The 12,311-nt window shown below is 45.0% G+C and carries 11 protein-coding genes and 1 tRNA gene; 1 reads left to right on the top strand and 11 read right to left on the bottom strand.

All coding sequences use genetic code 11. The features are described from left to right. Positions 1–114 precede the first annotated feature (114 nt). On the top strand, positions 115–996 hold the full coding sequence (gene motY, locus R7M92_RS13210; RefSeq protein ID WP_318133602.1) for a flagellar protein MotY: 882 nt from the start codon (positions 115–117) through the stop codon (positions 994–996). A 140-nt stretch (positions 997–1,136) separates the two neighbouring features. Here motY and R7M92_RS13205 read toward each other — a convergent pair whose 3' ends face one another. The 11 genes from R7M92_RS13205 to R7M92_RS13155 all read right to left on the bottom strand — a co-directional run bounded on the left by R7M92_RS13205 (position 1,137) and on the right by R7M92_RS13155 (position 12,108). Beyond that, positions 1,137–1,571: a DUF2753 domain-containing protein gene (locus R7M92_RS13205; protein WP_005384886.1), complete on the bottom strand. Its 435-nt coding sequence runs from the start codon at positions 1,569–1,571 to the stop codon at positions 1,137–1,139. Positions 1,572–1,721: 150 nt separating this feature from the next. Then, positions 1,722–2,138, bottom strand: coding sequence for a lactoylglutathione lyase (gloA, locus tag R7M92_RS13200; protein ID WP_318133601.1), 417 nt, complete (start codon positions 2,136–2,138; stop codon positions 1,722–1,724). 32 nt (positions 2,139–2,170) lie between these two features. Then, positions 2,171–2,812 carry an endonuclease III gene (gene nth, locus R7M92_RS13195; RefSeq protein WP_005380743.1) on the bottom strand — a complete coding sequence of 214 codons (642 nt, stop codon included), beginning with the start codon at positions 2,810–2,812 and terminating at the stop codon, positions 2,171–2,173. Positions 2,813–2,876: 64 nt separating this feature from the next. Beyond that, complete coding sequence (locus R7M92_RS13190) at positions 2,877–3,569, bottom strand: electron transport complex subunit E (protein WP_005380745.1); 693 nt, start codon at positions 3,567–3,569, stop codon at positions 2,877–2,879. Then, complete coding sequence (gene rsxG / locus R7M92_RS13185; RefSeq protein WP_005380747.1) at positions 3,569–4,201, bottom strand: electron transport complex subunit RsxG; 633 nt, start codon at positions 4,199–4,201, stop codon at positions 3,569–3,571. Before rsxG ends, R7M92_RS13190 begins: the two co-directional genes overlap by 1 nt. Positions 4,202–4,208: 7 nt before the next feature. After that, positions 4,209–5,255 carry an electron transport complex subunit RsxD gene (gene rsxD / locus R7M92_RS13180; RefSeq protein ID WP_005380749.1) on the bottom strand — a complete coding sequence of 349 codons (1,047 nt, stop codon included), beginning with the start codon at positions 5,253–5,255 and terminating at the stop codon, positions 4,209–4,211. Continuing rightward, positions 5,255–7,891: an electron transport complex subunit RsxC gene (gene rsxC / locus R7M92_RS13175; protein ID WP_318133599.1), complete on the bottom strand. Its 2,637-nt coding sequence runs from the start codon at positions 7,889–7,891 to the stop codon at positions 5,255–5,257. Before rsxC ends, rsxD begins: the two co-directional genes overlap by 1 nt. Before the next feature lie 8 nt (positions 7,892–7,899). Next, positions 7,900–8,496 carry an electron transport complex subunit RsxB gene (gene rsxB, locus R7M92_RS13170; protein ID WP_005380760.1) on the bottom strand — a complete coding sequence of 199 codons (597 nt, stop codon included), beginning with the start codon at positions 8,494–8,496 and terminating at the stop codon, positions 7,900–7,902. Between the two features lie 3 nt (positions 8,497–8,499). Continuing rightward, positions 8,500–9,078 (bottom strand): electron transport complex subunit RsxA, encoded by a 579-nt coding sequence (rsxA, locus tag R7M92_RS13165; RefSeq protein WP_005380762.1) that lies wholly within the window; start codon positions 9,076–9,078, stop codon positions 8,500–8,502. A 305-nt stretch (positions 9,079–9,383) separates the two neighbouring features. Then, positions 9,384–11,681 (bottom strand): formate C-acetyltransferase, encoded by a 2,298-nt coding sequence (gene pflB, locus R7M92_RS13160; protein ID WP_318133597.1) that lies wholly within the window; start codon positions 11,679–11,681, stop codon positions 9,384–9,386. 351 nt (positions 11,682–12,032) lie between these two features. Further along, a tRNA-Asn gene (locus R7M92_RS13155) sits at positions 12,033–12,108 on the bottom strand. Positions 12,109–12,311 lie beyond the last annotated feature (203 nt).

Here is a 12,311-nt window from a genome sequence, read left to right as displayed (position 1 = left end):
TTAATGGCAGTGTGACAGATATTCCGATATTGGCGAGATTTTTGCATGCCCGTTGAAGTGGTTTTATTGATGCAATTTGACGGCAACAGACTGCCGTTTAAGAGACAGTATTAGATGAAGAAATGGCTGATTACCAGTGGTGTTGTATTTTCGTTGTTTAGCACAAGCAGCTTCGCTTTGATGGGCAAACGTTATGCTGCAACTCTACAGCAATCTCAATGGGAAATGGTGGTCAATACACCATTAGAATGTCAGCTTGTACACCCCATTCCAAGCTTTGGAGATGCGGTATTTTCATCTCGTGCGAATAAAAAAATCAATTTAGACTTTGAGTTAAAAATGCGTCGCCCGATGGGAGAAACACGTAACGTCAGTCTCATTTCTATGCCGCCACCTTGGCGACCAGGTGAACACGCCGATCGAATTACAAACCTAAAGTTTTTTAAACAGTTTGATGGTTATGTCGGAGGGCAAACAGCATGGGGCATGTTGTCTGAGCTGGAAAAAGGCCGTTATCCGACTTTTAGCTACCAAGATTGGCAGAGCCGAGATCAGAGAATTGAAGTCGCATTGTCATCAGTACTATTTCAAAACAAGTACAACGCGTTTAGCGACTGCATTTCAAACTTATTGAAATACAGTTTTGAGGACATTGCTTTTACGATTTTGCACTACGAAAGACAAGGTGATCAGTTAACCAAGGCTTCTAAAAAGCGTTTATCACAAATTGCAGATTATATCCGACATAATCAAGATATCGATCTCGTGCTGGTGGCGACTTACACAGATTCAACCGATGGTAAAAGTGCGAGCCAAAGTTTATCAGAGCGACGTGCAGAGTCACTTCGTGATTATTTTCAGTCTCTAGGGCTACCGGAAGATCGAATTCAAGTGCAAGGGTACGGCAAGCGTCGTCCTATTGCAGATAACGGTTCGCCAATAGGAAAAGACAAAAACCGCCGAGTCGTGATATCTCTAGGGCGAACCCAAGTGTGATGCTTATAAAAACGCCGAAGCTGAAAGCTTCGGCGTTTTTGATTTACTGACGTTGTTAATAATATTTTAGTGGTATTTTGCCAAGCACCTTTCGGTGATTCCTGCTGTATAATTTGAATGTTAGTTTAATAATTTGAATGTTAGTTTAAGCGGAATTTGGCAATGACTTCGCAATTGGTTGCGGTATCTATTTTTTCAACCTGTTTGGCAATAGCTGGATTAGGGTGACGCTTCATAAAGTCTATCAACGCCTTAGTACAGCATCCTATCGAGTCGATAAAGCTTGCACACTCTTTATTTGGGCATTGTGGGATAAGTGTTAAGACTTTCTCAGAGGCCAGTTGAAGGTATTTGAGTTCATAGTCAGTATCTCCGGCCCAACGCCAGAACTGAGCTAAGTTATGACAAGAAATCACAGAAATTAATAATCGCTCGTCCGCCTCAATTTCCACACATTCGCTAATATCTTCACTCAGGCTTAGGGCTTGCTGGTAATGAAGAATGCTGCGAACAGGGTCATCTAGTTGAAGTGCCGTATCGGCTAGAAGTGTGTGTTTTTCCCATTCACTGATCATTATCGTAATCCCGCATATCGAAGTTGCGGATAAATCTAAACGATAACTATTATCAAGTAAAGAGTTTTGTTTATAAAAGGACAGGCAGATCGCAGACCTGCCTGTAATCGGAGTTCAACTTGCAGTACAAGTGATTATTAGAAGTGCCGCTTAGCCTTCAAGACCTGCTGAAGCTTGCTTGTTTTGAATAAGCTCAATCATGTAACCATCTGGGTCTTTTAAGAATGCAATGTGCGTGCTTCCGCCTTTTACTGGACCTGGCTCACGAGTCACATTACCGCCCGCCGCTTTGATAGCGTCGCAAGTTGTGTAGATATCATCAACACCAATGGCGATATGACCAAAAGCGGTACCTAAGTCATACTCAGTTTTACCCCAGTTGTAAGTCAGTTCGATCACTGCACCTTGGGATTCGTCACCATAACCAAGAAACGCTAGCGTGTATTCGTACTCTTTATTTTCGTTAGTACGAAGCAGCTGCATGCCCATAACTTCAGTGTAAAACTTGATGGATTTGTCTAGATCACCTACGCGAAGCATAGTGTGGAGAATTCGACCATTTGACATTTTTTGCTCCTAGCTTTGATTTACAAATAGCGTTAGCTATCTGGGTATACTTTCTCTTTATATTCGCACAAATCTTCGATAATGCAGCTACCGCAGCGAGGCTTTCTTGCTACGCACGTATAACGACCATGAAGAATGAGCCAGTGGTGCACATCGAGTTTGAATTCTTTTGGCACAACTTTTAATAGCTTCTGCTCGACATCATCAACCGTTTTTCCCATCGCAAATTTAGTGCGATTCGACACGCGATAAATGTGCGTATCGACGGCAATAGTTGGCCAACCAAAAGCGGTGTTGAGCACGACGTTTGCGGTCTTGCGACCTACGCCTGGTAGCGCTTCTAACGCTGCACGATCTTCAGGAACTTCACCATTGTGTTTTTCCAACAAGATCTTACAAGTCTTGATTGTGTTTTCTGCCTTTGAGTTAAACAAACCGATGGTCTTTATGTATTCTTTTAAGCCATCGACTCCCAAATCAAGAATGCTTTGAGGTGTATTCGCTACAGGGAAAAGCTTGTCGGTGGCTTTATTGACGCTTACATCGGTTGCTTGAGCTGATAGTAATACAGCGATTAGCAGCTCAAAAGGGGAGCTCCAGTTAAGCTCAGTTTGAGGATTCGGATTGTTTTCTCGTAATCGCTCAAGAATTTCGATTCTTTTTATTTTGTTCATTGCTGACTTCCAATACCGTCTCTGCGGTTTATGAAAAAGGCTCCTATGACAGAGCCTTATCTTGTTATGCGTTAGTGACGCGAGCACGTTCTATGGTTGGTTTTTCTTCTTTTGGTTGACGTGCCTGAATTGAATTATCTATGACATTTTTGAGCGCTATCAACAGCCCAACACCGATAAATGCACCAGGTGGGAGAAGCGCTAACAGGAAGCTATTGTCAAATTGGAAAACTTGAATCCGTAGAGCTGAAGCCCAGTCTCCTAGGAGAAGGTCTGCTCCGTCGAATAGTGTGCCATTACCAATTAATTCGCGCATGGCACCTAAAACAACCAAGACGCTCGTCATACCAAGGCCCATCCACAAACCATCTAGCGCAGCGGGTGCAACATCATTTTTTGACGCGTAAGCTTCTGCTCGGCCAATAATAATGCAGTTCGTTACAATCAGAGGAATAAAGATACCTAGAGACAGGTACAAACCGTACGCATAGGCATTCATTAACAACTGAACGCAGGTAACGAGTGAGGCAATGATCATAACGAATACAGGTATACGGATCTCTTTTGGCACATAGTTACGGATAAGAGAAACTGTTACGTTGGATCCAACTAGCACGAGTAAGGTTGCAATACCAAGACCTAATGCATTGGTTATCGTGGAAGAAACCGCTAGCAGTGGACATAAGCCCAGCAGTTGTACGAGAGCGGGGTTATTACTCCACATACCGTTTTTCATCAGTAATTTATTCTCATTCATTACTGCTCTCCTTCACAGCCTAACGGCTGGCTAAGAATGTCTTCACGAGATTGGTTTACGTAGTTAACGGTATTTCGCACCACTTTTACGACGGCTCTTGGCGTGATCGTTGCACCAGTAAATTGATCGAAATCGCCGCCATCTTTACGAACTTTCCACGAATTCCAATTGTTTTCCGTGACTTGTTTTCCTGTAAAGCTCAGGATCCAGTCGGTGACACGAAGATCGATTTTATCGCCCAGACCAGGGGTTTCTTGGTGGTTTAGGACGCGTGTCCCCAAAATATTGCCCTGATTATCAATCCCAGTAATCACTTTTATCTCACCATTGTAGCCATCTGGCGCGATAGATTCTATTGCGATTGCTGTTGGTTCACCATTCTTCGTGGCGAGGTAGGCTGGCATCGCACGTAATGTCCCCAGATCTGGAGACGTGACCATTGTACAAGCTTGCGTGAGTGCGTTGTCATGCATGTTTTCTGGAATGACTTGATTCAAAACAGAAAGTAATTGTTTTTGCTCTTGTACCTTGATTTGGTCTTTTGTTAGGTACTGAGTAAGGGCGACTAATCCGGTTGTTGCACATGCAAATATCGCGAGTGTCAGACCATTTTTTCTAATAGCGGTTAACATGTTTACCTCAGTGACCGTAAGTTCTAGGTTTGGTGTAGTAATCGATCAGTGGCACACACATATTTGCAAGCAACACTGCAAATGCAACACCATCTGGGAAACCGCCCCAACTGCGAATGATAAAAACCAAAGCACCAATAAGCGCACCGAAGATTAAACGTCCTTTGACGGTGGTAGACGCCGAAACGGGATCGGTTGCAATAAAGAATGCGCCAAGCATGGTTGCACCAGATAACAAGTGTAAAATTGGCGACGCAGTTTCCCCTGGCGTCAGCAACGTGAACACTAGGCTAAACAGAGTCAGACTCGCAAGGAAACCTGCTGGAATATACCATTGGATGATACGCTTTTTGATCATGACTATGCCGCCAAGAAGGTAAGCAAGGTTTACCCATTGCCAACCAATACCACCTAAGCCATCAAATATTGGCTGCGACATTACTTCGCTTGGAGTGGCACCTGTAAGAATGCCAGTCTTAAATGCATCAAGTGGTGTCGCCATTGTCACGCCGTCAACACCTGAGCGAACTTGCTGAAGTGATAAGCCGTCGTAATCATAGCCCGTAAAAATTAAAGAGAGTGTATCTGCAAAATTTACATGATCAGGTATGAGTGATGTCGGTGCACTCCAACTCGTCATTTGTACTGGGAAAGAGATCAACAAGACCACATAAGCGACCATTGCAGGGTTGAATAAGTTTTGTCCAAGGCCACCATAGAGGTGTTTAGCGATTACTATCGCAAAAATAAGCCCGATCACCATAATCCACCACGGAGACCATGGTGGTATAGCAACGGCTAACAACCAAGCGGTAACTATTGCACTGTTATCACGTAGCGCTCTCATTGGTGAGCGTTTACGACAGATCATGACTAAGGCTTCAAGGGATACAGCGACTGCAATGGCAAAAATCAGCTGAATAAGCGTACCCCAGCCAAAGAAGTAGGTTTGAGCTACTAAACCTGGAAGTGCGCAAAGTGCCACCCATTTCATTAAATCTGGCGTACTACGACGACTGTGGGTATGCGGTGAACTGGCAATAAAAAACGACACTACTCGTTCTCCTCAGTATTATTTTTATTAGCTTCTTGCTGCGCTTTGCGAGCCTTCGCGCGCGCAATAGCCGCAGCGACAGCCGCTTTTTTCGGATCTTCAGTTTGTTCAGCAGGCGTTTCAGTTTCTACCGTTTCTGCTGGTTCTTGTTGCTTAGCTTTACGCGCTTTGGCACGCGCAATAGCAGCAGCGACAGCCGCTTTTTTCGGATCTTCAGTTTGTTCAGCAGGCGTTTCGGCTTCTACCGTTTCTGCTGGTTCTTGTTGCTTAGCTTTACGCGCTTTGGCACGCGCAATGGCAGCAGCAACCGCGGCTTTCTTTGGATCTTCAGTTTGTTCATCAGGCGCTTCAGCTTCTACCGTTTCAGCTGAGTCTGCTTGTTTCGCTTTACGAGCCTTAGCGCGAGCAATAGCAGCAGCCACGGCGGCTTTTTTCGGATCTTTGGTTTGCTCGGCAGGTGCTTCGGCTTCTTCCGCTTCAATTGAGTCTGCTTGCTTCGCTTTTCGTGCTTTGGCACGTGCAATCGCAGCAGCCACGGCGGCTTTCTTCGGATCGTCGGTTTGCTCAGCAGGTGCTTTAGCTTCTTCCGCTTCAGTTGAGTCTGCTTGCTTAGCTTTGCGCGCTTTGGCTCGAGCAATTGCAGCGGCAACTGCGGCTTTTTTCGGATCGTCGGTTTGCTCAGCAGGTGCGTCAGCTTCTTCCGCTTCAGTTGAGTCTGCTTGCTTCGCTTTACGTGCTTTGGCACGTGCAATGGCAGCAGCAACCGCGGCTTTCTTCGGATCGCTGTCTTGCTGTGCAGACGTTTCCGATTCTACAGATTCAGTTGAATCTTCTTGTTGTGCTTTTTTCGCTTTAGCTCGGGCGATGGCGGCCGCAACTGCCGACTTTTTATCATCAGCGTTATTGTCTGGCGTTTCGCCTTGTTCTTTTTGCGCTTTCCGTTCGCGAGCAAGACGTTTGCGTTCTTCGCGCAGTTTTGCCATTTCTGAGTTATCAGGTTCACTAGAGCCTGCTTTAGCTGCTGCCGCTTGTTTCGCCTTCGCTTTGGCAATGGCTGCCGCTACGGCTGGTTTTACTGCTGGCTCTGTTTTTTCTGTGGTTTCTGTCTTTTGAGCTTTCACTCGTGCGATTGCTGCTGCTATCGCATCATCGCTGCCAGAAGACTTCATCTCTTTACGGCGCTGATCGGCAGCTTTCTTGAAGCGATTTTCACGTTCTGCTTTTTCGCGTTCCATACGCGCTTTTTTCTCTTCAAAACGCAGTTTTGCTCGCTCTGCAGCTTCCGCTTCTTGTGTTCTAGTTCTAATTTCTGCTTTCGCTTGGCGGTAGTACTGTACGAGCGGAATTTCACTTGGACATACAAACGCACAAGCGCCGCACTCGATACAATCCTTTAAGTTTAATTCTTCGAGTTTGTCATACTCTTCAGCTTTTGCATGCCATTGCAGTTGTTGAGGCAGCAGCGAAGCAGGGCACGCTTCTGCACATTGGCTACAGCGAATACATTCCATCTCATACTGGTGCGGAGAGATCTCACGACGAGTCGGAGCAAGGATACAGTTTGCTGTCTTGGTAATCGGCACTTGGGAGTGAGGAAGGGTAAAGCCCATCATTGGCCCACCCATAATTAAACGCTGTAACTTCTTATCTGCTTTATAGCCAAACTCATCCAACAGTGCTTGTACTGGTGTCCCTAACAATGCCCAAACGTTGCGTGGTTGTTTGAAGGTTTTACCAGTGAGAGTCACGATGCGCTTTATCATCGGTTCACCGTCGATGACTGCGCGTTTTATAGCGTAAAGAGAACCAACATTCTGAACCAAAATACCAATATCGGCTGGAATCGCGCCACTTGGTACTTCTTTATTGGTTAAAATTTTGATCAGCTGTTTTTCACCGCCAGAAGGGTATTTAGTCGGGATAACGCGAATAACGATATCTTTGTTTATAGCCGCAGCTTCTAGCGCTTTGATTGCTTCTGGCTTGTTGTCTTCAATGCCAATAATCGTGAGCTTTGGTGTCAGGATATGTTCGACAATTTCGATACCTTGAATAAGCTCTTCGGCATGTTCTTGCATGAGCTTGTCATCAGACGTGATGTATGGCTCGCACTCTGCTGCATTAACGATAAGAATCTCGGTACGAGCAAAACCTGATTGGATTTTTTTTGCAGTAGGGAAGCCTGCGCCACCCATACCAGAAATACCAGCGAGACGAATAATATCAATCAGTGCGTCAGGGGTTTCTTGTTGGTAATCTGCGACGGGGTTTCTTTCACACCATGCATCTTTCCCATCAGGCGTGATGACTGCGCACAACTCACTTAACCCAGAAGGGTGCGCGACAGTTCGTGGCTCAATCGCGGTGAGCGTACCTGATGTTGGAGCATGCACTGGAACCGTAAAGCCGGTCTCCGATTGCGTTAATGGCTGACCTTTTAATACGTAGTCACCTTCGGCAACCAGTAGGTTACCCGCTTTACCAATGTGCTGTTTTAGCGGCAATACAATTTCTGACGGGATAGCCGCATGAGCGAGTTCAGTTTTGTTGGACTGCTTTTTATTTTCTGCCGGATGCACACCACCTGGGAAATCCCAAAGCGCGCCTGTACGAATTTGTTCAATCAAAGACAACATGTGAAACCTTACTTAATTGAATCTTTCACGTTCGCTGCATTGTCGGCAGCATCCGTAATGTTAAGTACCGGAATGGAGTGAAGTTGCCACTTCCAGCTTTCTGTGGTCGTTGCCACAGGAATCATTTCAATACAATCAGTCGGACATGGGGCAACACACAAGTCACAGCCCGTACATTCGTCTTTGATTACGGTATGGACCGCCTTTGTTCCGCCTACAATTGCATCCACCGGACACGCCTGAATACACTTAGTGCAGCCAATACACATGTCTTCATGAATAAACGCAACGGTTGGAATTTTGCTGTCGAGATCGTGCGCAGATTCTTCTGGCTCAACACCCATTAAGTCGGCGAGCTTTTCGATTGTTGCCTGACCACCAGGTGGACATTTGTTGATGTGGTCGCCATTTGCAATTGCTTCAGCATAAGGGCGGCAACCAGGGTAGCCACATTGACCGCATTGAGTTTGCGGTAAAATGGCGTCGATTTGATCCACAATAGGGTCCGCTTCTACTTTAAAGCGAATAGAAGCAAAACCAAGTATCGCGCCGAAAATCGCAGCCAGAACCGCTAACGCGATAATCGCAATTAAAATCGTACTCATCGCTTACTTCACCAAACCTGTAAAGCCCATAAAGGCGAGTGACATTAAACCTGCTGTAATCATTGCTATTGATGCCCCTTTAAAAGGTACAGGAACGTCGGCGGCGGCTATGCGCTCTCGCATGGATGCAAAAAGTATCAACACCAATGAGAAACCAACAGCGGCGCCGAAGCCGTAGATGATCGATTCAATAAAGTTATGGTTTTCATTAATGTTAAGAAGTGCCACGCCCAATACTGCGCAGTTTGTTGTGATCAGCGGTAAGAAAATGCCAAGCAAGCGATAAAGCGTCGGGCTGGTTTTGTGCACAACCATTTCGGTGAACTGCACCACAACGGCTATCACCAAAATAAAACTCATGGTTCGAAGGTACTCAATACCTAGTGGACGAAGGATGTAGCTTTCCACTAAATACGCACACACTGACGCGAGCGTTAGCACAAAAGTTGTCGCTAAGCCCATACCTATTGCTGTTTCCAGTTTTTTGGACACACCCATGAAAGGACATAGGCCCAAAAACTTCACCAGTACAAAGTTGTTCACCAGCACAGTGCCGACCAACAACAAAACATATTCGGTCATAGTTATTACGTTCTTAAAATCCGATCTTGATATTATCGTGTTTTGTGACACCAATAACAACCAGTGAACGATGTGGTTTTACATACACGATGGAAAAATAGTCGTCTATTTGATCTATTTTGATGAATCAATAAGAAATTGAATCGTTTGCTGAATGTATTGTTAGCGAGAGGATACTACCTATTAATTTTCATCTAATGTGTGATTTTAAAAAAAGCCCGCCTCTCCCAGGTAGAAAAGAGAAGCGGGTAATGCATATTTACAAGCTAATTATTTAAATCTTCTGAGTGCTTGATGGACTATGTTTATATCTTACTTGTGAAAGTACGAGTGATGACGTCTTGCTGTTGCTCTGTCGTTAGAGAGTTAAAACGTACCGCATAACCAGACACTCGAATCGTCAACTGAGGGTATTTCTCTGGATGTTCAACCGCATCCAATAACATCTCTCGGTCTAGAACGTTGACGTTAAGGTGTTGACCACCTTCAATCGCAATGCCCTCGTTGCTTGCTTCGTGATGGAAGTAACCATCCATTAGCGCAGCTAGGTTCTTCTTCTGACTCAAGTCATCTTTACCCAATGCGCTCGGCACAATTGAGAAAGTGTAAGAAATACCATCTTTAGCGTAAGCAAACGGTAATTTAGAAACCGATGCCAGAGACGCAACCGCCCCTTTTTCATCACGACCGTGCATTGGGTTTGCCCCCGGTCCAAAAGGCATACCTGCGCGACGGCCATCAGGTGTATTACCCGTTTTTTTACCGTAAACCACGTTAGATGTGATTGTTAAAATCGATTGAGTTGGCACTGCTTCGCGGTAGGTGTGCATCTTCTGAATTTTCTTCATGAAGCGCTCAACCAGATCACAAGCGATGTCATCAACACGGGCATCATTGTTACCAAATTTTGGATAATCACCTTCGATTTCAAAATCAACGGCGATGCCATCTTCATCACGAACAGGTTTCACGGTCGCGTATTTAATTGCCGCCAAAGAGTCAGCGACAACAGACAGACCTGCAATACCACACGCCATGGTGCGGTGCACGTCGCGATCCATCAATGCCATCAGTGATGCTTCGTAGCTGTAACGGTCATGTGAGTAATGGATGATGTTCAACGCTGTGACGTATTGCGTTGCTAGCCACTCCAACATATTGTCGAAACGAGGCATCAAAGCGTCAAAGTCGAGAATTTCATCTTGAACTTTGTCCACTACCGGACCCACTTGCGCTTTCGATTTTTCATCGATACCACCATTGATGGTGTAAAGCAGCGCTTTTGCAAGGTTGGCACGTGCACCAAAGAATTGCATGTGCTGACCAACAATTTGCGGGCTCACACAACATGCAATCGCGTAGTCGTCATTGTTGAAATCAGGACGCATTAGATCGTCGTTTTCGTATTGAACCGAAGAGGTATCAATCGACACTTTTGCAGCGTATTGCTTGAACGCTTCAGGTAATTGCTCTGACCAAAGAATCGTCATGTTTGGCTCAGGAGCAGGGCCCATAGTATGTAGTGTATGTAAGTACCGGAATGTCGTTTTAGATACTAGCGTACGGCCATCAACGCCCATACCAGCCATGGCTTCGGTTGCCCAGATTGGGTCGCCAGAGAACAATGAATCGTATTCTGGTGTGCGTAGGAAGCGAACCATGCGTAGCTTCATGATGAAGTGGTCAATCATTTCTTGCGCTTGTGATTCATCAATCAAACCGTTTGCGATATCGCGTTCTAGATAGACGTCTAGGAAAGTCGAAGTACGGCCCAGTGACATTGCTGCGCCGTTTTGCGATTTAACCGCCGCTAGGTAGCCAAAGTAGGTAAATTGGATCGCTTCTTGTGCTGTTTTTGCAGGTAGCGACATATCAATACCGTATTTCAGACCCATTTGACGAATGTCTTCAAGTGCTTGAACTTGATCGGCTATTTCTTCGCGAAGACGAAGTGTTTTCTCAAGATCGTTGCCTTGTTCTAAGAACGTTTGTGTTGAATTGTATTGTTCTTTTTTGTCTGCTTTTAAGAAGTCGATACCGTATAGGGCGAGACGGCGATAGTCACCAATAATACGACCACGGCCATAGGCATCAGGAAGACCCGTAATGATGCCGGATTTACGACACGCTAGGATTTCTTTGGTGTAAAGGTCGAAACACGCTTTGTTGTGAGTTTTACGGTATTCAGTGAAGATTTTTTCAACCGTTGGATCCAGCTCGCGGCCATAAACTTCGCAAGAGTTTTTGACCATGCGAATCCCGCCATTGGCGATGATTGCACGTTTTAGCGGTTGATCAGTTTGTAAGCCAACGATCTTTTCCAGATCTTTGTTGATGTAGCCTGCATCGTGGGAAGTGATTGTTGAGGGCAAGTCTGTGTCAAAATCAATAGGGGCGTGTGTGCGGCTTTCTTGTTTTATGCCTTCAAGCACTTGGTTCCATAATGCTGAAGTGGATTCGCTAACTTCAGCTAAGAAAGTCTCGTCTCCCTCATAGGGTGTATAGTTTTTTTGGATGAAGTCACGAGTGTTGACAGAGTTTTGCCATTCACCAGCAGTAAATCCAGCCCATGCATCTAGCATGTCAGTTGTCGGAATAGTCATAAGTAAATCCCTAAGTTATTGATAATTAGAATGGAGGCGACGAGTAGGACGGAACCATTCTTAACCCTTTTAATCGTATGGATTTATTTGTTATGAGTAAAATGAATGCTTTTCATTTTTTTAATGATTAAATTGCATTAATAATAGATTCAACTATTTACGATTGTGTTTTGCTAGAAAAGAGACAGAATTAAATGTGTGGTGCTGTGAGAACACTATCTATGACAATGTTATGAGTTCTGTAATTTGAACTTATTTCGGTGTGATTTTATGGCGCCTAGATTGGCTTAGATTTCATGGCGATTAAGATACAAAAAAAGCCGTGTCTTGCGACACGGCTTTTCTATAATCTGGCTCCTCCTGCTGGGCTCGAACCAGCGACCTGCGGATTAACAGTCCGTCGCTCTACCAACTGAGCTAAGGAGGAATTGCTTTGCTTGAAAGCGGGACGAATCTTACCGAGCACTCAAACTACTGTCAACAGTAAAAAAATACATTTTTAGCAAAAAATATTGAGTTAAGGGCTTTACTTTTCTGTATGGCTTGCCAGTAAAGGCTCGAGGTTAGTTATCCACTAAATTTGTGGATAAGTATGTTGATGAGATCTGGGTAAAGAAAATTGATATGCAA

Source organism: Vibrio sp. Vb2880, from assembly GCF_033337975.1.
Classification (GTDB): domain Bacteria; phylum Pseudomonadota; class Gammaproteobacteria; order Enterobacterales; family Vibrionaceae; genus Vibrio; species Vibrio alginolyticus.
This window is presented reverse-complemented; position numbering and strand designations above follow the sequence as displayed.

What these genes read in the sequence shown, in the direction of transcription:
- R7M92_RS13205 (WP_005384886.1), bottom strand. Translation starts at nt 1,571, where the DNA reads ATGATCAGTGAATGGGAAAAACACACACTTCTAGCCGATACGGCACTT.
- nth (WP_005380743.1), bottom strand. Translation starts at nt 2,812, where the DNA reads ATGAACAAAATAAAAAGAATCGAAATTCTTGAGCGATTACGAGAAAAC.
- rsxA (WP_005380762.1), bottom strand. Translation starts at nt 9,078, where the DNA reads ATGACCGAATATGTTTTGTTGTTGGTCGGCACTGTGCTGGTGAACAAC.
- pflB (WP_318133597.1), bottom strand. Translation starts at nt 11,681, where the DNA reads ATGACTATTCCGACAACTGACATGCTAGATGCATGGGCTGGATTTACT.
- rsxC (WP_318133599.1), bottom strand. Translation starts at nt 7,891, where the DNA reads ATGTTGTCTTTGATTGAACAAATTCGTACAGGCGCGCTTTGGGATTTC.
- gloA (WP_318133601.1), bottom strand. Translation starts at nt 2,138, where the DNA reads ATGTCAAATGGTCGAATTCTCCACACTATGCTTCGCGTAGGTGATCTA.
- R7M92_RS13190 (WP_005380745.1), bottom strand. Translation starts at nt 3,569, where the DNA reads ATGAATGAGAATAAATTACTGATGAAAAACGGTATGTGGAGTAATAAC.
- rsxG (WP_005380747.1), bottom strand. Translation starts at nt 4,201, where the DNA reads ATGTTAACCGCTATTAGAAAAAATGGTCTGACACTCGCGATATTTGCA.
- rsxB (WP_005380760.1), bottom strand. Translation starts at nt 8,496, where the DNA reads ATGAGTACGATTTTAATTGCGATTATCGCGTTAGCGGTTCTGGCTGCG.
- motY (WP_318133602.1), top strand. Translation starts at nt 115, where the DNA reads ATGAAGAAATGGCTGATTACCAGTGGTGTTGTATTTTCGTTGTTTAGC.